Genomic DNA, 20,046 nt, shown 5'->3' with positions numbered 1-20,046 from the left:
CAACCATCTCGAACGGAGCGAACGAATAAATGCGCATCGGAGTGCCAAAGGAAATCAAGGTCCACGAATATCGCGTCGGGCTGACGCCCGCTTCGGTGGCCGAACTGGTTGCTCACGGTCACGAGCTTTTCGTTGAAACCAAGGCCGGAAACGGCATCGACTGCCCTGATTCAGCTTACGAGAAAGCAGGTGCGAAAATCCTTCCTGACGCGAAATCGGTGTTTGGCGTTGCCGACATGATCGTGAAGGTCAAGGAACCGCAGGCCGGCGAGATCGCCTTACTGAAGCCGGGCCAGATCCTCTTCACCTATCTCCACCTCGCAGCCGACAAGCCGCAGGCCGAAGGACTGATGAAGTCGGGCGCCACGTGCATCGCTTATGAGACCGTGACCGGCCGGAACGGCTCGTTGCCGCTGTTGAAGCCGATGAGCGAGGTGGCAGGCCGGATGTCCGTTCAGGTCGGCGCCCATTATCTCGAAAAGGAACAGGGCGGCCGAGGCGTGCTCCTTGGCGGCGTCCCCGGAGTTGCGCCCGCGAAGGTTGCTATCCTTGGCGGCGGCGTATCGGGCGTGAATGCTGCTCAGATGGCGACCGGCATGCGCGCCGACGTGACCATCTACGACATAAACAACGACCGTCTAGCCGAGCTCGACATGTTCTTTTCGAGCCAGATCAAGACCGCCTATGCTTCCCGCGCAGCCATCGCGAACGCAGTCAAGGAAGCCGAGCTGGTGATCGGCGCAGTATTGGTCCCGGGCGCAGCAGCACCCAAGCTTGTGACACGCGAGATGTTGAATACCATGAAGCGCGGCAGCGTCCTCGTCGATATCGCGATCGACCAGGGAGGCTGCTTCGAGACGTCCCACGCGACCACCCACGCAGACCCCGTCTACGAGGTTGATGGCATCATTCATTATTGCGTCGCGAACATGCCGGGAGCAGTGGCACGGACGAGCGCCTTCGCGCTCAACAATGCGACACTTCCGTTCGCCCTCAAGATTGCCAACCTTGGCGCAGACGAAGCGATGCTGCGTGACCGCGATCTTGCGAACGGACTCAATGTCTCGGGAGGCAAGATCCGCCACCAGGCAGTAGCTGAAGCGCTGGAGCTCGCCTACGAGCCTGTTGCCGGCTGAGTTGCACCGGCGCTCGGCCCTTCGCTGAGCGCCGCCACGCCCTTTTCGACCAACGGCCGCCACTGGGCATCCTTCGGTGCTGTCTTCAGGATTTCCCGCCACATTTGCACGGCTGCGGTCCGGTTTCCGGAACGTGCAAGCGCAAGTCCGTAGAAGAACGGCGCTGCCGGGTGTCCGGGGACGAGCTGTTCTGCGCGCTTGTACGCAAGCTCTGCCGGCGGCGTGATGCCCCTCGCATGATCGACCAGCGCATTACCAAGGCCGATCCAGAGCTGGGGATCGCCCGGATAGCGCTTCACCGCATTTTGGAGGATGCCGACGGCGTCCTCGCTCTTGCCGTCGCGCGCCAGGGCTTCCGACATTCGCAGCCAGCTTTCAGCCGGCGTGAAATAGCCAAAAAATGCGTGGCGAGCATCCGTCAGCGGGAAGACATCGTGACCTTCACCGCCTTGCGCCGGCGCCCCTGGAGTATCGGGTCGCCCCTGAAGCGCATAGCCAGAGGCGCCCAGGAGCAAAGCGGCAGCGCTCGCAGTGAGGAGCCCGCCGCGGACGCTCAGCAGCCATAGGACGCCAAGGCTCGCGCCAACGAGGAGGAAGAGGATCATCCAGCCCATCAGCGGCGTCTCCCAAACCCGACGCGGCCGCGCATCAGCCAGGCACCGGCAAGGAGGAGGACGAACGGCGCAAGCCAGAGCGGCCACGCGGCCGGCTCGGCAGTCGGCTTATAGCTGATCCAAGTGCCGTATCTCTGGACGAGCCAAGCGCGGATCGCGGACGGCTTTTCACCGGCGGCGATCCGGCGACGAACAAGATCGCGCATGTCGCCTGCGAGCTCGGCGTCTGAATCGGCAATCGATTGGCCCTGGCAGACGAGGCAGCGCAGTTCCGACATCAATGCCTGCGCTTGGGCTTCCTGCCGCGGATCGGGCAGCTGGCGGTCGGCCCAATAAGCGGGAGGCAGGTTGCTGTCCGCCTGAAGAGGTCGGGCGATGATCAAGACAAGAAGAAGGAGCAGCAGCCTCACCGCAACTGCTCCAGCTCTTGAAGAACTCCAGGAACGTTGGCCGCGGTCAGCGGGCCGATATACTGGCGCCTGATAACTCCGTGGCCGTCGATGACAAATGTCTCGGGAACTCCGGAGGAGCCAAGCGCGATCTGGGTTTCGCTCTGTGGGTCGGATCCGATGCGGGCGTAGGGATCGCCATGCCGGCTGAGGAATCCGCCGATTGCACCGGGCGTATCGCGGACAGCAATTGCGTCGATCTCCACGCCGCGGCGCTTGAGCTCGCCGAGCACCGGGGCCTCGCCTGCGCACGGCACGCACCAGCTTGCGAATATATTCAGCAGCCGCGGTTTTCCTGATGCAAGATCGGAGGAGCCCAAGCCGGCCTTTCCGGGAACCGCGGCTGCAAGCCTGAAGCTGGGCAAGGAGCGTTCGACCATCTGCGAGGGAACTGCAGGGTCCGCAGGCTTGATCAGGCGCCATGCAAATCCAGCCACCAGCCACAAGAGCAGAATGATCGGTATGAAGCGCAGGCCGCGGCTCATGTGTAGCGCTCCCGGCGCCATTCGGCGGCTGCACGTCTGGGAAGCCGGATACCGCCAAGGCGGCCAAGCAGCGCAAGAGCGCCGCCGAGCGCGATCAGTGCGCCTCCGGCCCAGATGAGGGTGACGAAGGGTTTCCACCAAAGACGCAGCTGCCATGCGCCCGAGGCGTCGGGTTTCCCGATGACCGTGTAGAGCTGCCCATTCCAGAAAGTCCTGATGGCCGCTTCGTTGGTTTCCGTCGGCGGGTCCGAGAAGTATCGCGTCTGCGGTTTCAGCGAGATCGCTCCGGCACCCCGGCTGGCGCGCAGTTCCGCCTCGACCGCGGTCCAGTTTTTTCCAGCCGTTGGAGTGACATCCTGCAGCTGGACCATCCAGGGTCCGACGGGAAGGATTTCACCCGGTTTCGCAATCGCCAGCCGTTCGCTTGTGAAGGCACCGTTCGCAGCCATCCCGGCGAGTGCCACGGCGATGCCGAAATGCGCCAGCACCATGCCCCAGGTCGCAAGTGGTGCACGCAGGGGATTTCGCCGGGTCAGTGGCACCACACTTGCACTTGCGAGGAAGGCAGCGACGGCGAATCCGAGCCTAGGCAGAAGCCCGATGTCGGGTGACAGGATGATGGTGATTGCGAGCGCTGCCAGTCCCAGTAACGCAGGCACCGTCAACAGCCTGACGACGGGCCTCCGCTCCCGGCGCCAGCTGAGCAACGGTCCGACGCCGACGAGCAAGGCGAGAATGAGCGCGAGCGGGCCGGCGACCGCGTTGAAATAGGGCGCACCCACCGACAGTTTCTCGCCCGTCGCTGCCTCGACGAACAGCGGATAGAGCGTTCCAACGAAGACGATCCCGAGAATGACGCTGAGGATCAGGTTGTTGGCGACCAGGCCGCTTTCGCGGCTCACCAGCTCGAATGGCGCACCTTCCTTCAAGGTTGCGCCGCGAAGTGCGAACAGGATGAATGCCGCTCCCACGTAAATCGCGAGCAGCAGGAGGAGGAAGGTGCCACGCTCGGGATCGATCGCAAAAGCGTGGACCGAGGTGAGGACGCCCGAGCGAACGAGGAAGGTTCCGACCATCGACATCGAAAAGGCGATGACTGCAAGCATCATCGTCCACGCCTTGAGGGCTCCACGCGCCGCGAGGACATTGAGCGAATGGAGAAGAGCGGTCGCCGCGAGCCACGGCATCAGGGAGGCATTCTCGACAGGGTCCCAGAACCAGTAGCCGCCCCAGCCAAGCTCGTAATAAGCCCAGTAGCTGCCTGCGGTGATTCCAAGCGTCAGAAGGATCCAGGCCCCCAACACCCAGGGGCGCATTGCCCGCGCGAGGCGGCTGTCGACTTCGCCGGTCAAAAGAGCGCCTACGGCAAGGCTGAACGCAACCGATAAACCGACATAGCCGAGATAAAGGGTGGGCGGATGGAAGGCCAGGCCGGGGTCCTGAAGAAGCGGATTGAGGCCTTGTCCGTCCGGCGGCGCGGGAAACAATCGTGCGAACGGATTGGAGGCGATCAGCAGGAAGCCGTAGAAACCGAGCGCCAGAACGGCCTGGCTACCAAGGCCGGCCACCAGCGTCCGTTCGCTTGTCCGTCGCGAGAATAGAGCCACGAACATTCCCGCGATCGCGAGGATCGTGACCCAGAGGAGCATCGAGCCCTCGTGGTTTCCCCAGGTGCCGGCGACCTTGTAGATGAAGGGCTTGGCGCTGTGGCTGTTCTCAAACACCAGTGCGACCGACATGTCGCTCCGTGCAAATACCATGACCAGCATGGCGAAGGCGGCGAGTGTGAGAACCCCCTGCACTACCGCGACCCCCCGCATGGCGCGCGCAACCTCGATTTTGCTCCTTAGCGAAAGAACCATCAGCACGAACTGCAGCGCGGCAAGTCCCGCTGCGAGCCAGAGCGCCGCAAGACCAGCTTCGGCAATCATTTTTCGAGGGTCTTCCCCGCCTTGTGTTCGGCGGCGAGATTGCCGAGTTCGGGGGGCATGTAGCGTTCGTCATGCTTGGCAAGGATCTGGTCGGCAACGAAAGTCCCGTGAACCAGGCGTCCTTCCGCGACCGCTCCGCTTCCCTCGCGGAAGAGATCCGGAACGATGCCTCGAAAGGTAACCGGCGTGCGCGCCTTGCCGTCGGTGAGCGTGAAGCGGATCGTCACCCCGTCAGCCTCGTGTTCGACAGATCCCTTCTCGACCATTCCGCCCAGGCGTGCCGCCTCGCCGTTCGCCGCCTTGCCGGCGGCAATGTCGGCGGGGGTGTAGAAAAAAGATGCCTGGCTCCTGAGGCCCCACATCGCGAGCAGGACCGCGACGAGGATTGCGGCAACGGCAGCCGCAAGCAGCACCAGGCGCTGATTCTTGGCTTTCATTTGGTCTTGAGCGCCTCGACTGCAGCTTCAGCGCGCCGCATCGAGGCGAATGCCCACAAGAGGAGGGCAATCGTCAGTGCTGTCGCGATGCCGTAGGCGGCGAAAACGAACGGCCACGGGTTCATGACCGACCCATACGCCGCATTCGCGCCTCGAGCTTGGTTTCAGCAAGTTCCGCGCGCATCCGCATCAATGTGGCTGCGCCGAACAGACAGGTGAAGCCCACCATTGTCAGCGGCAAGGGCCACAGGATCGAGGCCGCGATGGTCGAGCCCGTGATGCCGATGCTCTCGCCCTGATGGAGCGTTCGCCACCACAGCACCGAATAATGGATGATCGGCAGATTGATCGCGCCCACAAGGCCATAGATTGCGGCGATCCGCCCGTCCCCGCCGCGCTCGCGCTCGGCCGAGCCAAGCGCAATATATCCAAGATAGAGGAAGAACAGGATCAGCATCGAGGTAAGGCGGCCGTCCCATTCCCACCAGGTTCCCCAGGTTGGGCGACCCCAGATCGAACCGGTGATGAGGCAAATGGCGGCAAACACCGCGCCGCCCGGGGCGACAGCTCTCCCGGCGATCGACGCAAGCGGATGGCGCCATACAAGCTGGCTGATGGAGGCCGCAGCAATCCCTCCCCAGCCCGCCATTCCGATCCAGGCCGACGGGACATGGACGTACATGATCCGGACGGTTTCCCCCTGGAGGTAGTCAGGCGGGGTCAGCGTGAGTCCCGCCGCAATTCCTCCAACGGTGAACGTGAGCCCGACCAGCAGCAACCAGGTGGTTGCCGGACGGGCGATGCGTAGAAATCGCGCAGGATTTGCCAGGGCGTGCATTGAGCCGCCGCTTATGCCCTTCCGATGAGCCTTTGCGCCATAGCGTCTGCAACCGCGGCAGGATCACGTCCGCTGTCGGCGCTCTCGGACCAGATCTGGTCGAGCCTCACCGGGATTCCCTCAATCCGCTGGCGCACGAGGCCCGCGTCCCCGTCCCCCAGATATTCGGTGCAGACGTTGATGATGCCTCCGGCGTTGATCACATAGTCTGGCGCATAGAGGATCCCGCGCGCGTGCAGCCGTTCACCGTCTTCCTCGGTCGCAAGCTGGTTGTTCGCGCCGCCGGCCACGATCGGCGTCTTCAGGGCTGCGATCGACTGCTCGGTCAGAATGGCGCCGAGCGCGTTGGGACTGACGATGTCCGCCTCCAGCGCGAGGATCTCGTCGGGTGACACGACCGTGCCGTTGGTTGCGTCCGCGAGCTTCTGGGCCTTAGCCGGATCGACGTCGGCAATGCTGAGCTTCGCGCCTTCGGCGCAGGCGTGAAGCGCGACACCGGTCGCGACACTTCCTGCTCCCTGCATGGCAATATGCAGCCCCGAAAGGCTATCCTTGCCGAGCGCCCGCTTCACTGCGGCCTTGATCCCGAGGAAGACGCCAAGGGAGGTGTGCGGTCCCGGATCGCCACCTACGTCGCCCGTGCTGTTCGGGAGGCCCGCCACATATTTCGTCGAACGGGCGACTTCAATCATGTCCGCGACGTTGATGCCCACGTCTTCGGCGGTGACGTAGCGGCCGCCAAGCTGTTCGACAGCCTTGCCGAACGCATGGAGCATGTCAGGCGTCTTGCTGCGGTCCTCGTTTGCAAGCAGTACCGATTTGCCGCCACCAAGCGGGAGGCCGGCCATTGCATTCTTGTAGCTCATCCCGCGCGAAAGCCTCAGCGCGTCAGTAAGAGCATCATCGTCCTTAGCATAATGCCAGAAGCGCGCACCGCCCGCCGCGGGCCCCAGATGCGTTGAATGGACCGCGATGATTGCCTTCAGCCCGCACTTTTCGTCGGTGATGAAGTGGATCTGCTCATGAGCGTCGAAATCGGGCAAGCCCCAGGGGGTCGTCATGGATGTGTGCTGCTCTTCAAAGGAACCAGGTTCGAAGGGATGGGGCGATCGAGGGGACTTGAACCCCCGACCCTCGGTACCACAAACCGATGCTCTAACCAGCTGAGCTACGATCGCCTCAGAGCGCCTCGGGAACCGCCCTCTGTTGCGGTTTCCATTGGCGCGGGCGCCACTTAGGGTGACGTGCGTTGGAACGCAAGCGAGGCCAAATCCGCCATGAACCCAACGATCGAGAAGTTCGGCTTTCCCGAAACGCTGCTGAAGGAGTTCGGCCATTGGCTGGTGCTCGTCCGCCCGGCCCAAGTTACGCTCGGATCGCTCGTCCTTGCGGCCAAGAGCAATGCGAAAGCCTATTCGGACCTGTCTGCCGACGCCTTTGCGAACCAGGCCGAGGCGATTTCGTACATTGAACGCGTGCTCGCCCGTTTCGTCAGTTACGAGCGCATCAATTACCTCATGCTGATGATGGTCGATCGCGAGGTCCACTTTCACGTGATCCCGCGCTACTCGAGGCCGAGGGGTTGGAAAGACATCGAGTTCGCGGATACCGGTTGGCCGGGTCCACCTCGCCTTGATGTCGCGGTGAAGCTCGATGCCGGGCAATTATCGCAACTGGTTACCGATCTTGGTGCAAATCCCGCGTAAACACCACGCGCATACAACTTAGGATAAGTCTTGCACCCAACGTTGCGGAAGCGCATCGTTCCAAGGGGAGAGACCTCTATGGCGACTCGGCGATCCAGATCGCCCACCGGGAGTGTGTCTCTGCGCGAGACTTTGGTGTCGGCAGGCCTTGAGCCACGTCTGGCGGACGAGCTCGACAGGATGCCGCATCGCGTCGTCCAGGTTGAGCCGCGCCGCCCCTTCAGAGAGCCTGGCGCCCTGCGTGACGAAGTGATGTTCGTTCGCTCCGGCATCCTGTCCAAATTCAAGAGCGATACGTCGGGACGGCGTCAGATCGTCGCACTTCGCTTTGCGGGCGAGGGAATCCTCCCGAGGGCCGGCACCGCGGACTACGGCATCCAGGCTATTGTCCGCAGCGAGGTGATGGTCGGACGAGCGAGCGACTTTGACCCGATTGTCGATGCGCACCCTGAGCTCCAGCGCTTCTTCTGGCGCCTCCTTCAGCGAAACGAGGCGATCGGTTACGAATGGCTGGTCAATTGCGGCCGCCGCGACTCGACCGCACGCGTCGCGCACTTGCTGTGCGAGACTGCTGCCCGGATGCATGCGGGCGATGACCACATGCTCAATCCCTTCACTCAGCAGCAGATCGCCGACATCACGGGGCAAACTTCGGTGAACGTAAACCGGGTGCTCGCCGATATGGAGCGCCAGGGACTGATCAAGCGAAAGGGTCGCGACATCGAGTTCACCGACTGGACCGAGATGCGCCGGGTCGCGAGTTTCCAGCCGGCTTACCTGGAGATTTGAACACAAAGACCACGCCGCTCGCAAAGGCGTGGTGGGCGCGACAGGGATTGAACCTGTGACCCCACCCGTGTGAAGGGTGTGCTCTACCGCTGAGCTACGCGCCCACGCTCGTGCGCCGGGTGCCGGGCAGATAGAAAGCGCGCTTCCCCCTGTCCAGCCGCCTCGTTTCTGCAGTCCTCAAATAGACAGCATTCCAAAACTACTGAACCGCGTCTTTCAGAACCTTGCCAGGCCTGAACTTGGGCTGCGAGCTGGCCTTGATCTGCATCGGCTCTCCCGTGCGGGGATTGCGGCCCGTTGATGCCTTGCGGCGCGTCACGGAAAAATTGCCGAAGCCGACAAGGCGAACTTCGTCACCCCGTTTCAGCGTCGAGGTTATCACCTCAAGCATCGTCTCGACGGCACGCATCGCATCGTTGCGACTAAGCCCCGATCGATCGGCGACATGACCGATCAGTTCCTGCTTGTTCATGCCCCAAGCTCTCCCTCACCGGCGGCCAGACTCGCACGCGCGGAGCGTTGACCTTAACGCAAGACTCCCCGTCCCTGTCCAGTAGCTGTAGCGATGATCCCGTCTAGTTGCGGGACTCTGCGGATGAGCGGGGCTAGTGGCTGAGGACTTCGAATCTCGATCCGCACTGCAGGAGTTGTCATGACGAACGACGCGCCCGACCAGCAACCGAACGGTTCCGGAGAATTCGTCAGCCGGATCGAGACGGAGCTCCTGCGCACACGCAAGGTCCTGATCTTCGGTGACATCAACGACCGTCTCGCGCGGGACGTCTGTTCAAGGTTGTTGCTGCTTGCTGACCGCGACGCTGATCTTCCGATCGATATCTACATCAACTCTCCCGGCGGGCACGTCGAGTCAGGTGACACCATCCACGACATGGTTCGGTTCATCCGCAACGACGTGAACATCAACATGATCGGTACGGGATGGGTCGCAAGTGCTGGAGCCCACATCTTCCTTGCCGGCGCCAAGGACCGCCGCTTCTGCCTGCCCAACACCCGTTTCCTGCTTCACCAGCCGGCGGGCGGCGCCCGGGGAATGGCAGCGGACATCGAGATCGAGGCCCGCGAGATACTGCGCATGCGCGAACGGCTCGTCCGGATCATTTCCGAAGAGACCGGACAGCCCGTTGAGAGGATCAACAGGGACATCAATCGCAACCACTGGCTGACCGCCGAAGAGGCGATCGACTACGGCATGGTGACGAGCATCATCCGCGACCCGCGCGACATTCGGCGAGATTGAAACCCTCAGTGGCGAACGGCCGGTTCACCTCCAGGACCAGGAGTGTGGACGGGCGGTTCTGCGGCATGCTCGTCCTCATCGGCCCATTCGATGGGCTGAAGCGGCTCGGCAAGCGCCCTTGCAAGGACCTGGTCGACATGGTCGACCGGGATGATTTCCAGCCCTTCCTTCACGGTTGTAGGAAGTTCGACGAGGTCCTTCTCATTCTCTGAGGGGATGAGCACCGTCGTGATGCCGCCGCGCAGCGCCGCGAGGAGCTTTTCCTTTAGGCCCCCGATCGGCAGAACACGTCCGCGCAAGGTCACTTCGCCAGTCATCGCGACGTCGCGCCTCACGGCGACGCCGCTCAGCGTCGAGATCATCGCCGTGACCATTCCTATACCCGCCGAGGGGCCGTCCTTGGGGACTGCGCCTTCTGGCAAGTGAACGTGAATGTCCTTGCGCGCGAAGATCGAAGGCTTGACGCCGTAAGCAGGCGCGCGCGCCTTCACAAAGCTCATCGCTGCCTGGATCGACTCCTGCATCACCTCGCCAAGCTTGCCGGTCGTTTTGATCTGGCCCTTGCCCGGAACGGTGACGGCCTCGATGGTCAGCAGCTCGCCGCCGACCTCCGTCCATGCAAGACCCGTGACGGCACCAATCTGGTCCTCTTCCTCGCCCATTCCGTAGCGGAACTTCCGGACGCCGAGAAAATCGCCAAGATTCTCCGCCGTCAGCTCGATTCTCTGGGCTTTGCCTTCGAGAATCTGACGCAAGGACTTTCGCGCCACCTTGGCGAGCTCGCGCTCGAGCGTGCGAACACCCGCTTCCCGCGTGTAATGGCGGATCATCGCGCGAAGAGAATCATCGCTATAGGTCAGTTCCTCGCTCTTCAGCCCGTGGGCATCCATCTGCTTGGGGATGAGGTGCTGCTTGGCGATCTGGACCTTCTCGTCCTCGGTGTAGCCCTCGAGCCGAATGATCTCCATCCGGTCCATCAGGGGCTGCGGCATGTCGAGGGAGTTGGCAGTCGTCACGAACATGACGTCCGATAGGTCGTAATCGAGTTCCAGGTAGTGGTCCTGGAACTTGTTGTTCTGCTCGGGATCCAGCACCTCGAGTAGCGCCGAGGATGGGTCGCCCCGGAAGTCCTGGCCGAGCTTGTCAATCTCATCGAGAAGGAAGAGCGGATTGGAAGTCCCTGCCTTCTTGATGTTCGAGATGATCTTGCCCGGAAGCGAGCCGATGTAGGTCCGGCGGTGACCCCGGATCTCCGCCTCGTCGCGAACCCCGCCGAGCGATTGGCGCACAAACTCACGGCCCGTGGCCCTGGCGATCGATCGGCCAAGCGAGGTCTTGCCGACGCCCGGCGGACCAACGAGGCACAAAATCGGGCCCTTAAGCTTGTTCGTGCGGGCCTGCACCGCAAGATATTCGACGATCCGGTCCTTGACCTTCTCGAGACCATAATGGTCTTCGTCGAGTACCGCCTGGGCCTCGGCAATATCCTTCTTGAGCTTGGACTTCTTGCCCCACGGCAGGCCCAGCAGAACGTCGAGGTAGTTGCGCGCGACTGTCGCCTCGGCGGACATAGGCGCCATTGCGCGGAGTTTCTTGAGCTCGGCATTGGCCCTATTGCGCGCTTCCTTGCTGAGCCGGGTCTTGCGGATCTTCTCGGCAAGCTCCTGGAGTTCGTCGCCGCCCTCTTCGCTCTCGTTGCCGAGCTCGCGCTGGATCGCCTTCAGCTGCTCGTTGAGATAATATTCCCGCTGGGTCTTCTCCATCTGCCGCTTCACGCGGCTGCGGATCTTCTTTTCGACCTGGAGGACGCCAAGTTCGCCTTCCATGAAGGCAAACACCATCTCGAGGCGGCGTGAAGGGTTGAGCTCGCCAAGCAATGCCTGCTTGTCGGCTACCTTGATCGACAGATTGGAGGCAACGGCATCGGCAAGTGCCGACGGGTCCTCGATCTCTCCCAGCTGGATCCCGGTTTCCGGCGGCAACCGCTTGTTGAGCTTCGTATAGTTTTCGAACTGATCGATGACCGAGCGCATCAGCGCCTGGGCCTCGGGCCCGGGATCCTCCTGGTCCTCGATCTCCTCGATCTCAGCCGCCGTGTACCCCTCGCTCGGAACGAGATTGACGAGGCGAGCCCGCTTCACACCTTCAACCAGGACCCGGACAGTGCCATCCGGAAGCTTGAGCAGCTGCATCGCCGTCGCGACAACGCCAAGGTCATAAAGCGCATCACGGTCAGGATCGTCCTCGCCCGGATCGAGCTGCGCGACGAGGAACAGTTCCTTGTCGGCGGCCATTGCCGCCTCGAGTGCAGCAACGGACTTCTCACGGCCGACGAACAGCGGAACGATACGCTGCGGGAAGACAACGATGTCGCGCAGCGGCAGAATGGGGAGAGAGCGAGTCATGAGCCAGTATATGGGCTCCGCCCCTCTCCGGCGCAACAAACGCCAGGAACATTCGGTGGCGGTTGCTCGCTGTTGGGACAGAAGGCAGCCAGAAGGAGACCCTCCATGGCCGAGGATCGCGAAAAGATCAGCACGGGCCCTAACGACAGGCCGCTCAATGAGACGATCGCGGGCACAGGTCCAGGAATTCCGGACGACGCGCTCGCCCCCGGCGAGGAACTTCCCGAGCCCCCGAGCGAAGAGGAAGTGGAACGGATTGCCGAAAAACTCGGTTCTCCAACGGCAGAACGAGACACTCTTCCGCTCGATGGTGAGTAAATCGCGGCAGAAGCGGTCGGTTGATTCTGTAATCGTTCAGTTTCGGTGACTATCTTGTCCCTGTGAACAAACATTATTTGCTCCTCGCGCTCAGCGCGCTGACGATCCCCGCAGCTGGTGCTGCTGCGGCGCAACTGGGCGGCAACTGGTCCGTACCTGGCGCTGTGCCCCCTCCCCCGCCCCTGGCTGCTCCTGCCCCTCGCGCTCCTGTCCAGGAGCCGTGGATGGCACGTCCTGCGCCAATGGGTCAGCCTTGGCAGTCCCCGGTAGCCGAGCAGGGCAAGGCCCCCTCTCTGGAGCCGATCGATCTGCCACCTGCAATCGAGCAGGGCGTCGACATGATCTACATCGACGAGGAGCTCGTGCCCAAGGCAGTGCACGATGACAGTGCCGGCGGCGCAGCGAGCTTCGCCGCCTGGAGCGGTGCCCCCGTTGACATCTTCACCTCGGTAAATCCGATCTACACCGAGCTTCGCCGCGGGCTCGTCAAGTACCAGCAGCGCTGGGGCGACTTGCCCCAGATCCCGGTGCCCGAAGGACCAACGCTCAAGCCCGCAATGTCGGGAGCCCGGGTGGCGGCCTTGCGCACCCGTCTCGGGCTTCCGGACGGAAACAAGTATGACGCTGCTCTCGCCGCCCAGGTCAAGGAGTTCCAGTCGGTCCACGGCATCAAGCCCGACGGCATCGCCGGCAATGGAACGATCCAGGCGCTCAATCGCGGCGCGCAATATTATGAGCAGCTGATCATCATCAACATGGAGCGCGCACGCCGTCTCCCTGCTCCTGAGGAACAGCGCAAATATGTACTGGTGGACGCCGGTGACGCCCGCCTCTCGATGTGGGAGAACGGCCGCAAGGTCGACGAGATGAAGATCGTGGTCGGCAAGGCCGAAACCGCGACTCCGATGATGGCCGCTTACATCAAATATGCGAGCGTGAACCCGTATTGGAACGTGCCGCCGGAGCTCGTGCGAAGCCTCGTTGCACCGCGTGTCGTGGCACAAGGCGTCAAGTACCTGACCGACCGCGAATATCAGGTACTCACCGACTATAGCGACGATGCACAGGCGATCGACCCCAACAGCGTCGATTGGCAGGCGGTGGTCGATGGTCGGCAGGAAGTCCGCCTTCGGCGCCTACCAAGCCCCGCCAATTCGATGGGCATGATGAAGTTCATGCTGCCCAATTACTTCGGCATTTATCTCCATGATTCTCCCGAGAAGGAGCATTTCACAAAGAACGAACTGTGGATCAGCAACGGCTGCGTGCGGCTCGAGGACTACAAGCGCCTCGCCAAGTTCCTGTTCGATGGCGTCGTCCCGCAGGGCAAGAACCCCAAGGTCGAGGACGAAGTGGACCTGCCGCGACCGATCCCCGTCTACATGACCTATCTGACGGCCCAGCCGACGGCCAATGGTGTTCAGTTTATGGCGGATCACTATGGCCGCGACGAGCATCTGATGGAGCGTTTCGGGACGCAGCTGCTGGCGGCCGTTCGCGGCCTCTAGTTCGCGAGGTGTATTGACCGAGTAATACAGACAGCGTATTTGGCCCCGATGCCGCTGGCAGTTCCGATCAGCCCGATGCAGCTCTGGGCCTTCGTGGCCCTTTCACTTATTTTCTTCTGGTTCCTCTTTCGCGCCGCCGCGCGCATGACCAGAGAGCGCGGCGGGAGAAGCGACAGCCGCTCGCGGTTCGGTATCATCCTCCAGTCGATCGGCATCTGCCTTGCGGGATTGGGCCCTGCAAGATCGACGATCTCCTCCTTCAGTCTTGCGGGCGTCCTTGCGACGCTTCTCGTCGTACTGCTCACCGGCGGGACAATCGTCCTGTTCGCGGCAAGCTCGCGTGCGCTCGGCAAGAATTGGAGTCTGGTCGCGCGCACCCGAAGCGATCACGAACTGGTACGCAACGGACCCTACGGATGGGTACGCCACCCAATCTATCTCGGGATGCTCCTCTTTCTTTTGGGGCTTGCGGTGGCCTGGGGCCATTGGCTCCAGCTCGTTATCGCCGTTCCGATTTTCCTTGCTGGCACAGCGGTAAGGATCCGCCTCGAGGAGACGCTCCTTCATCAGAACTTCGGAAATGCGTTCGAGGAATACAGGCGCTCGACGCCGGCACTTATCCCCCGGCTTTTCTAGCGGCGGCTAGGCCGCGTCCCCGGTCTTGTCCTTCTTGGCATAAACGCGGACGGGGTCCTTGCGGCCCTCGACCACATCGCCGTCGACGTGCACCTCGTCGACGCCGTCCATGGAGGGAAGGTCGAACATCGTGTCGAGCAATATGCCCTCCAGGATCGAGCGGAGTCCTCGCGCACCAGTCTTCCGGTCGATGGCCTTCTTGGCAACCGAATGCAGTGCATCGTCGGTGAACTCGAGCTGGACATCCTCCATGTCGAACAGCTTGGCGTATTGCTTGACGAGGGCGTTCTTGGGCTCAACGAGAATCTTCACCAGGGCGGTCTCGTCGAGATCGAGCAGAGTCGCGATCACCGGAAGGCGGCCCACGAACTCGGGAATGAGCCCGAACTTCAGCAGGTCCTCGGGCTCGCAATGCTTCAGGATCTCGCCCGTCTTGCGCTCGTCGGGCGCTGCAACATGCGCTCCAAAGCCCATCGACTTGCCCTGCATGCGATCGGAGATGATCTTTTCGAGGCCTGCAAAGGCGCCGCCGCAGATGAACAGGATGTTGGTGGTGTCCACCTGCAGGAATTCTTGTTGCGGGTGCTTGCGGCCGCCCTGCGGGGGAACCGAGGCGGTCGTGCCCTCCATTAGCTTCAGCAGTGCCTGCTGGACCCCCTCGCCCGAGACGTCGCGGGTGATCGAGGGATTGTCGGACTTGCGACTGATCTTGTCGATTTCATCGATGTAGACGATGCCGCGCTGCGCCTTCTCGACATTGTAGTCCGAGGCCTGGAGCAGCTTTAGAATGATGTTTTCGACGTCCTCTCCGACATAGCCCGCCTCGGTCAGGGTGGTCGCATCCGCCATCGTGAATGGCACGTCGAGGATCCGCGCAAGGGTCTGCGCAAGGAGCGTCTTCCCGCAGCCCGTCGGACCAATCAGCAGTATGTTCGACTTGGCAAGCTCCACCTCATTACCGGACTTGGCCCCATGAGAGAGCCGCTTGTAATGGTTGTGAACCGCGACCGAGAGGACACGCTTGGCGCGATCCTGGCCGATGACATAATCATCAAGGACTTTGCAGATCTCCAAAGGCGTTGGAACGCCGTCGCGGGTCTTCACCAGCGCCGACTTGGATTCCTCGCGGATGATGTCGTTGCAGAGCTCGACACACTCATCGCAAATGAACACGGTCGGACCAGCAATCAGCTTGCGGACCTCGTGCTGCGACTTGCCGCAAAAGGAGCAGTAAAGAGTGCTCTTGCTGTCGCCGCCTGAAAGCTTGGTCATTCCCGTCCTTGCATCTCGGCCGCGAACGACCGTCCTCTAATGGGCATGCTAGCCCGCTTTATGACACAATCAACTCTGCGGGTCGGTTAACGCCGCCCCCGGCCGAGAGGTCCTTTAGATTCAAGAATATGGATTGAGCCCCCGCCACTAGCAAGGCCTCTTGGAGCAACCGGTAACCTTACCGTGTCCCATGATAGACCGCCTGGCGCGAGTTTCTCACCCGCCCTCGTCGTGAGATCAATGCCGTCTGCCGCACGACTGCGCGAGGAACGCAGCCTTTCGCCGCGGCGTTTTCGGACAATTCGGGGGACTGGGGAAACAGGAAGGAGTTCCACATGAAGAAACTGGCACTTACGACTGCCGGCATCTTCTTGCTCGCACCGGCACTAGCCGATGCATCTCAACCAACACCGCCCGCGGAAACGGCCCCTGCAACCAGCGCGATCCAGGCAGCTCCCGCTCAGAAACCCGACGAACCCGTGACGGGACAGCTGCCGGCCTCAGCTGCAAAGCCTGTCGCGCAAACCGACGCGACCTGCGTTTCCCAGGGAAAATCGTCGAACAGCGATGCCAGGGCCACTCACCCCTCGGCAAAGGTCGGGAAGGACACTGGCGAACTTCCGCCGCCGCGCAAGAAAGCCCCAATCGACGCGTGCGCCAGCCAACCCGATCGATGAACGATTAGGCCCCGGCCCCTTTCAACAGGACCGCGAGCGCCTCGCGCATGGCATCCTGGAAGTCGGACCGGCCATAAATGTCATTGTGACCGGCGTTCTCGATAGTCCGATCGAAGACGAGGTTCGGGACGGCATCCCGAAGAGCCCGCGTCCGCTCGCTAGGAACGATCTCGTCGCGTTCGGCAGCGATCATTGCTACCGGCACGTCGCTCTTGTGGAGCGCGCCCGCTGCGTCGATCTCGTGCGTGAAGAAGGGGCCGATGGGCAGCCAGGGAAACATGCCCTGCGCGAGCGCCCTCAGCGAATCGAACGGCGTGACGAGGATCAGTCCGTCGAGCTCCCTGACGCTCGATAGCCGGGCTGCAACGGCAGTACCGATGCTGAAGCCGATTGCAATGACCTTGCCCGGCTTCGACCGCTCCACGGCCGCGTCATGAACGAGGGGCGCGTCCGCGACCAGCGCATCTGCCGAGGGGGCGCCGCTCGAAGGCGGGTAGCCCCGGTAATGAAATGCCGCGACGTCCTCGTCCGGAAAAAGTTCGTGCAGGTACTGGGCGACGTCCTGGGCATTCCACGCATTGCCGCCGAAGCCGAGAATGAGGACGGGATTTGAATGAGACGCCTCCGCGGGCAAGTAAACGCCCTTCACGACTTCATGATCAGCCGTGGTCACGGACAGCCGCTCGGCCCCGTGCGGAAGCGGACCGGCGACCGGGACGGCATGGACCGGAAAGATGAGGTGGCTCTGGAATTCAAACATAAGGCTGCGCTGTTCCGCTTGCGATCGCTATCCCGCGAACGCAGCCTCGATAGCGGGCGTGACACGGTCCACCGTGTAGGGCTTCTCGATTACCGGTGCGTCGTTGAACTCGGGTGGCGGGGGATCGACATGCCCACCGGTCGCGATCACGAACGGAACCTTACGCTCGCGAAGCTTGGTCGCAACCGGCCACACATTCTCGCCCTTGAGGTTCACATCGAGGATCGCGAGATCGAATCCGCCCTTCTCGACCTCGTCGAGCGCGCATTGAACGGTATCGCAGGTGCCCCTCACCTTGTGCCCGAGCGAATCGAGAAAATCCTCGAGCATCATCGCAATGAGTGGCTCGTCTTCGACAATGAGGATGGACCGTTGCCCCGACATTTAAGTCATTCGAATAAAGCGCAAAGCGAAAAGCGCAAATAGCTTATTTCGGCATGACTGCGCGCCGCGCGGCTTCGGCCAAATCGGTGACCGAAAATGGCTTGGGCAGGAAGTTGACGTTTTCAAGGTCGATGGACTTGCGAAGCTGCTCCTCCGCATAGCCCGACATGAACAGGATCTTGAGGTCGGGACGGCTCTCGCGGGCCTTGCGCACCATCGTGGGTCCATCCATCCCGGGCATGACGACGTCGCTGATGAGGAGGTCTATGGGCTCGTTCTTCTCGATGATCTCAAGCGCGTCCTCTCCATTGTCGGCGGTGATTACGGTATAGCCGTGACGCGTGAGGGCTCGTTCGGCGACGCTCCGGACCATCGGTTCGTCCTCCACGAGAAGAACCGTGCCGCTCCCCCAAAGCTCATCCTTCTTGGTTTTGACGGTCTTACGGGTCCGCCCTGCTCCAACCTCTTCGCGGTGAACGGGCAGATAGATGACGAACTGGGTTCCTTCACCGACCCTGGAATCCGCGAAAATGAATCCGCCCGACTGCTTCACGATGCCGTAGACGGTGGAGAGCCCGAGGCCGGTCCCCTTGCCGACTTCCTTGGTCGTGAAGAACGGCTCGAAAATCTTGCCAAGGACGCTCGGTGCAATGCCGCTGCCGGTGTCGGTGACCGAGAGGGCGCTGTAGTCGGCAATCGGCAGAATGTCTGAGCCAAGCTCCGCGACCTGGTCCGCCTTCACCGAATAGGTCTGAATGGTGAGGGTTCCTCCTCCCTTGGTCGCCATCGCGTCCCGGGCGTTGACTGCAAGGTTGACGATCACCTGCTCGAGCTGGCCGGGATCGGCTCGTATCGGCCCGAGGCTCCTGCCATGCTTCACGACGAGCTCGACGGTTTCGCCCAGGAGCCGCTTAAGCAGATGGGACACCTCCGACACGACGTCGGGAAGCTGCAGAACCTGCGGACGCAAGGTCTGTTGTCGGGAGAAGGCGAGGAGCTGCCGGGTGAGGCCAGCGGCGCGGTTCGAGTTCGACTTGATCTGCTGGATGTCGTCGTAGTCGCTATCGCCGGGCGTATGACGCATCAGCATGAGATCGCAGTGACCGATGATCGCGGTGAGGATGTTGTTGAAGTCATGCGCCACGCCGCCCGCGAGCTGGCCGACGACCTGCATTTTGGTGGCCTGCGCCACCTGCCGCTTGAGCTTGGCCTCCTCGCTATTGTCCTTGAGAAGCAGCAGGACCGCAGCATCGCCAAGGCCCCTAAGGCCGGCGATCGTGAGTGCAACCGGTTCGGGCGTCTGGTTTGCAAGCCTCACTGCAAGGTCTCCCGACATTGCCGGCCCCCGCGCATTGCGTCGGACGGCGTCGGCGACCGCTGCCTTGTCTTCCTTGACGACGAGATCGCCAGGATAGACCGGCATCGCCAGTCCCTTGAAGCCCGCGGCCTGGCGGAACGCCGAGTTCATGGTGAGGAAGCGGCCATCGCGGTCGACGAGCGCAAGGCCGATCGGAAGGACGTCGAGCAACGCCTGCAGGTTCGAGGATTCAGCGACCGAATCGGAGGTGTGCGCGTCAAACAGCAAGTAGGTGCCCGCCATGCCCTCGCCTGAAGGATCTGCGCCGACATGAATGGCCCGAAGCGTTCGCGAGTGTTCCTGGTCCGCGACAAGGCGGGCCTCGCCATCAACGATCTCGACGAATTCGCTGAAGCGGGCGCCGGCATGGGTGTCGCCCACAAGTACGCGCTCGGCGAAAAGTCCGTTGGCGGCAAGGATGGTCCCTGTCTCGTCGACAATCGCGGCAAGCACCCCACCTTCGCTGAGGCGCTCGCCGACGGCCCCTGAAAGCCGTCGGACGGCGATAGTCAGCGGATCCGCCGGCTGGGGTTGGGGGAAGCGCCAAAGGAGAAGGTTTTCGAGTGCCCCGACGCGTTCCACTTCGACGGGCGTATTGCCGCTGGTAGTCTCGACGCCCGCAACGCACCCCGCGCCATCACGAAGAGCCATGGTCTGGGCAAGCTTCAGGCCTTCGCGCGCCTCCTCGGCCGCGGCAAGATCAAGCGGGCACGCACTGCCGAAGCGAGTCCGATAGGGTTCATTGACGACCAGAAGAGTCCCCTCGCCGTTCGTCAGCGCGACGGGATCGCGGTTGAACCCGAGCGCGGAGCCCACCAGCGAATAATCAGGGCCCGAAACCAGAGGTTCGGAAGGAACCTTCGGGTGCCCTTGCCTGCGCGCAGCAACGCCAGCGGCAATCCCGCCGGCAACCAAAGCGGCAAGGCCAAGGAGCGGCTGGCCCGCAAGCAGCAGGAGCACCGCCACGGTGAGGCCGGCGGCTGCCGCCAGAAACGGCGCAAGCCACCTGCCCCAGCCGTCGAGGCGGGTCGAATTGATGGTGGGCAGCTCCTGGTACAGCATTAGGCGGGATGCATCCTACCAGCT

Annotated in this window: 22 protein-coding genes and 2 tRNA genes; 8 read left to right on the top strand and 16 right to left on the bottom strand. The window is 62.4% G+C overall.

Annotated features, from left to right (window positions below; genetic code table 11):
- Nucleotides 1-29: 29 nt before the first annotated feature.
- Complete coding sequence (ald, locus tag V8192_RS07580) at nt 30-1,136, top strand: alanine dehydrogenase (RefSeq protein WP_341632477.1); 1,107 nt, start codon at nt 30-32, stop codon at nt 1,134-1,136.
- Here ald and V8192_RS07575 read toward each other — a convergent pair.
- The 9 genes from V8192_RS07575 to V8192_RS07535 all read right to left on the bottom strand — a co-directional run bounded on the left by V8192_RS07575 (nt 1,115) and on the right by V8192_RS07535 (nt 7,068).
- Nucleotides 1,115-1,750: a tetratricopeptide repeat protein gene (locus tag V8192_RS07575; RefSeq protein ID WP_341632476.1), complete on the bottom strand. Its 636-nt coding sequence runs from the start codon at nt 1,748-1,750 to the stop codon at nt 1,115-1,117. The genes ald and V8192_RS07575 overlap by 22 nt on opposite strands.
- Nucleotides 1,750-2,160, bottom strand: coding sequence for a cytochrome c-type biogenesis protein (locus V8192_RS07570; protein ID WP_341632475.1), 411 nt, complete (start codon nt 2,158-2,160; stop codon nt 1,750-1,752). The genes V8192_RS07575 and V8192_RS07570 overlap by 1 nt, the downstream gene beginning before the upstream one ends.
- On the bottom strand, nt 2,157-2,684 hold the full coding sequence (locus tag V8192_RS07565; protein ID WP_341632474.1) for a redoxin family protein: 528 nt from the start codon (nt 2,682-2,684) through the stop codon (nt 2,157-2,159). Before V8192_RS07565 ends, V8192_RS07570 begins: the two co-directional genes overlap by 4 nt.
- Nucleotides 2,681-4,615, bottom strand: coding sequence for a heme lyase CcmF/NrfE family subunit (locus tag V8192_RS07560; protein WP_341632473.1), 1,935 nt, complete (start codon nt 4,613-4,615; stop codon nt 2,681-2,683). The genes V8192_RS07565 and V8192_RS07560 overlap by 4 nt, the downstream gene beginning before the upstream one ends.
- Nucleotides 4,612-5,052 (bottom strand): cytochrome c maturation protein CcmE, encoded by a 441-nt coding sequence (gene ccmE / locus V8192_RS07555; protein WP_341632472.1) that lies wholly within the window; start codon nt 5,050-5,052, stop codon nt 4,612-4,614. The genes V8192_RS07560 and ccmE overlap by 4 nt, the downstream gene beginning before the upstream one ends.
- Nucleotides 5,049-5,177 (bottom strand): hypothetical protein, encoded by a 129-nt coding sequence (locus V8192_RS07550; RefSeq protein WP_341632471.1) that lies wholly within the window; start codon nt 5,175-5,177, stop codon nt 5,049-5,051. The genes ccmE and V8192_RS07550 overlap by 4 nt, the downstream gene beginning before the upstream one ends.
- Nucleotides 5,174-5,890, bottom strand: coding sequence for a heme ABC transporter permease CcmC (gene ccmC, locus V8192_RS07545; RefSeq protein WP_341632470.1), 717 nt, complete (start codon nt 5,888-5,890; stop codon nt 5,174-5,176). Before ccmC ends, V8192_RS07550 begins: the two co-directional genes overlap by 4 nt.
- Before the next feature lie 11 nt (nt 5,891-5,901).
- Entirely contained in the window at nt 5,902-6,951 is a 1,050-nt protein-coding gene (locus tag V8192_RS07540; protein ID WP_341632469.1) for a Glu/Leu/Phe/Val family dehydrogenase, read from the bottom strand.
- Nucleotides 6,952-6,991: 40 nt separating this feature from the next.
- Nucleotides 6,992-7,068 (bottom strand) — tRNA-His (locus tag V8192_RS07535).
- 99 nt (nt 7,069-7,167) lie between these two features.
- Here V8192_RS07535 and V8192_RS07530 point away from each other — a divergent pair.
- Both V8192_RS07530 and V8192_RS07525 read left to right on the top strand, forming a co-directional pair.
- The gene (locus V8192_RS07530) at nt 7,168-7,596 is read left to right on the top strand and encodes an HIT family protein (RefSeq protein WP_341632468.1); all 429 of its coding nucleotides are present in this window, start codon (nt 7,168-7,170) and stop codon (nt 7,594-7,596) included.
- Nucleotides 7,597-7,776: 180 nt separating this feature from the next.
- A complete protein-coding gene (locus V8192_RS07525; protein WP_341632467.1) occupies nt 7,777-8,385 on the top strand; it encodes a Crp/Fnr family transcriptional regulator in 609 nt (202 codons plus the stop codon).
- Between the two features lie 29 nt (nt 8,386-8,414).
- Here the strand turns inward: V8192_RS07525 and V8192_RS07520 are convergent.
- Nucleotides 8,415-8,489 (bottom strand) — tRNA-Val (locus V8192_RS07520).
- A 95-nt stretch (nt 8,490-8,584) separates the two neighbouring features.
- On the bottom strand, nt 8,585-8,857 hold the full coding sequence (locus V8192_RS07515; RefSeq protein ID WP_341632466.1) for an HU family DNA-binding protein: 273 nt from the start codon (nt 8,855-8,857) through the stop codon (nt 8,585-8,587).
- A gap of 180 nt (nt 8,858-9,037) precedes the next feature.
- On the opposite strand from V8192_RS07515, the gene V8192_RS07510 reads away from it, so the two are divergent.
- Entirely contained in the window at nt 9,038-9,643 is a 606-nt protein-coding gene (locus V8192_RS07510; protein WP_341632465.1) for an ATP-dependent Clp protease proteolytic subunit, read from the top strand.
- Nucleotides 9,644-9,648: 5 nt separating this feature from the next.
- On the opposite strand, the gene lon is transcribed toward V8192_RS07510, so the two are convergent.
- Nucleotides 9,649-12,048: an endopeptidase La gene (lon, locus tag V8192_RS07505; RefSeq protein ID WP_341632464.1), complete on the bottom strand. Its 2,400-nt coding sequence runs from the start codon at nt 12,046-12,048 to the stop codon at nt 9,649-9,651.
- Nucleotides 12,049-12,153: 105 nt separating this feature from the next.
- On the opposite strand from lon, the gene V8192_RS07500 reads away from it, so the two are divergent.
- From V8192_RS07500 to V8192_RS07490, 3 genes are all read left to right on the top strand, one after another.
- A complete protein-coding gene (locus V8192_RS07500) occupies nt 12,154-12,366 on the top strand; it encodes a hypothetical protein (protein WP_341632463.1) in 213 nt (70 codons plus the stop codon).
- A gap of 224 nt (nt 12,367-12,590) precedes the next feature.
- Complete coding sequence (locus V8192_RS07495; protein ID WP_341632462.1) at nt 12,591-13,874, top strand: L,D-transpeptidase family protein; 1,284 nt, start codon at nt 12,591-12,593, stop codon at nt 13,872-13,874.
- 48 nt (nt 13,875-13,922) lie between these two features.
- On the top strand, nt 13,923-14,510 hold the full coding sequence (locus V8192_RS07490) for a methyltransferase family protein (RefSeq protein ID WP_341632461.1): 588 nt from the start codon (nt 13,923-13,925) through the stop codon (nt 14,508-14,510).
- Nucleotides 14,511-14,516: 6 nt separating this feature from the next.
- Here V8192_RS07490 and clpX read toward each other — a convergent pair whose 3' ends face one another.
- Entirely contained in the window at nt 14,517-15,782 is a 1,266-nt protein-coding gene (gene clpX / locus V8192_RS07485; protein ID WP_341632460.1) for an ATP-dependent Clp protease ATP-binding subunit ClpX, read from the bottom strand.
- Between the two features lie 335 nt (nt 15,783-16,117).
- On the opposite strand from clpX, the gene V8192_RS07480 reads away from it, so the two are divergent.
- A complete protein-coding gene (locus V8192_RS07480; protein ID WP_341632459.1) occupies nt 16,118-16,459 on the top strand; it encodes a hypothetical protein in 342 nt (113 codons plus the stop codon).
- A 4-nt stretch (nt 16,460-16,463) separates the two neighbouring features.
- Here the strand turns inward: V8192_RS07480 and V8192_RS07475 are convergent, their stop codons facing one another.
- From V8192_RS07475 to V8192_RS07465, 3 genes are read right to left on the bottom strand one after another with little or no spacing between them, the layout of a single operon-like run.
- Nucleotides 16,464-17,219 (bottom strand): alpha/beta hydrolase, encoded by a 756-nt coding sequence (locus V8192_RS07475; protein ID WP_341632458.1) that lies wholly within the window; start codon nt 17,217-17,219, stop codon nt 16,464-16,466.
- Nucleotides 17,220-17,246: 27 nt separating this feature from the next.
- Nucleotides 17,247-17,603 carry a response regulator gene (locus V8192_RS07470; RefSeq protein WP_341632457.1) on the bottom strand — a complete coding sequence of 119 codons (357 nt, stop codon included), beginning with the start codon at nt 17,601-17,603 and terminating at the stop codon, nt 17,247-17,249.
- A 43-nt stretch (nt 17,604-17,646) separates the two neighbouring features.
- On the bottom strand, nt 17,647-20,022 hold the full coding sequence (locus V8192_RS07465; protein ID WP_341632456.1) for a hybrid sensor histidine kinase/response regulator: 2,376 nt from the start codon (nt 20,020-20,022) through the stop codon (nt 17,647-17,649).
- Nucleotides 20,023-20,046 lie beyond the last annotated feature (24 nt).

It is taken from the genome of Sphingomonas agri, from assembly GCF_038148795.1.
In the GTDB taxonomy this organism is placed as follows: domain Bacteria; phylum Pseudomonadota; class Alphaproteobacteria; order Sphingomonadales; family Sphingomonadaceae; genus Sphingomicrobium; species Sphingomicrobium agri.
The sequence above is the reverse complement of the archived record's forward strand: the minus strand, read 5'-3'. Positions and strand labels throughout refer to the sequence as shown.

Coding starts and splice junctions, on each gene's coding strand:
- ald (WP_341632477.1), top strand. CDS start 30: ATGCGCATCGGAGTGCCAAAGGAAATCAAGGTCCACGAATATCGCGTC.
- V8192_RS07575 (WP_341632476.1), bottom strand. CDS start 1,750: ATGGGCTGGATGATCCTCTTCCTCCTCGTTGGCGCGAGCCTTGGCGTC.
- V8192_RS07565 (WP_341632474.1), bottom strand. CDS start 2,684: ATGAGCCGCGGCCTGCGCTTCATACCGATCATTCTGCTCTTGTGGCTG.
- V8192_RS07560 (WP_341632473.1), bottom strand. CDS start 4,615: ATGATTGCCGAAGCTGGTCTTGCGGCGCTCTGGCTCGCAGCGGGACTT.
- ccmE (WP_341632472.1), bottom strand. CDS start 5,052: ATGAAAGCCAAGAATCAGCGCCTGGTGCTGCTTGCGGCTGCCGTTGCC.
- V8192_RS07550 (WP_341632471.1), bottom strand. CDS start 5,177: ATGAACCCGTGGCCGTTCGTTTTCGCCGCCTACGGCATCGCGACAGCA.
- ccmC (WP_341632470.1), bottom strand. CDS start 5,890: ATGCACGCCCTGGCAAATCCTGCGCGATTTCTACGCATCGCCCGTCCG.
- V8192_RS07540 (WP_341632469.1), bottom strand. CDS start 6,951: ATGACGACCCCCTGGGGCTTGCCCGATTTCGACGCTCATGAGCAGATC.
- V8192_RS07530 (WP_341632468.1), top strand. CDS start 7,168: ATGAACCCAACGATCGAGAAGTTCGGCTTTCCCGAAACGCTGCTGAAG.
- V8192_RS07525 (WP_341632467.1), top strand. CDS start 7,777: ATGCCGCATCGCGTCGTCCAGGTTGAGCCGCGCCGCCCCTTCAGAGAG.
- V8192_RS07515 (WP_341632466.1), bottom strand. CDS start 8,857: ATGAACAAGCAGGAACTGATCGGTCATGTCGCCGATCGATCGGGGCTT.
- V8192_RS07510 (WP_341632465.1), top strand. CDS start 9,038: ATGACGAACGACGCGCCCGACCAGCAACCGAACGGTTCCGGAGAATTC.
- lon (WP_341632464.1), bottom strand. CDS start 12,048: ATGACTCGCTCTCTCCCCATTCTGCCGCTGCGCGACATCGTTGTCTTC.
- V8192_RS07500 (WP_341632463.1), top strand. CDS start 12,154: ATGGCCGAGGATCGCGAAAAGATCAGCACGGGCCCTAACGACAGGCCG.
- V8192_RS07495 (WP_341632462.1), top strand. CDS start 12,591: ATGGCACGTCCTGCGCCAATGGGTCAGCCTTGGCAGTCCCCGGTAGCC.
- V8192_RS07490 (WP_341632461.1), top strand. CDS start 13,923: ATGCCGCTGGCAGTTCCGATCAGCCCGATGCAGCTCTGGGCCTTCGTG.
- clpX (WP_341632460.1), bottom strand. CDS start 15,782: ATGACCAAGCTTTCAGGCGGCGACAGCAAGAGCACTCTTTACTGCTCC.
- V8192_RS07480 (WP_341632459.1), top strand. CDS start 16,118: ATGAAGAAACTGGCACTTACGACTGCCGGCATCTTCTTGCTCGCACCG.
- V8192_RS07475 (WP_341632458.1), bottom strand. CDS start 17,219: ATGTTTGAATTCCAGAGCCACCTCATCTTTCCGGTCCATGCCGTCCCG.
- V8192_RS07470 (WP_341632457.1), bottom strand. CDS start 17,603: ATGTCGGGGCAACGGTCCATCCTCATTGTCGAAGACGAGCCACTCATT.
- V8192_RS07465 (WP_341632456.1), bottom strand. CDS start 20,022: ATGCTGTACCAGGAGCTGCCCACCATCAATTCGACCCGCCTCGACGGC.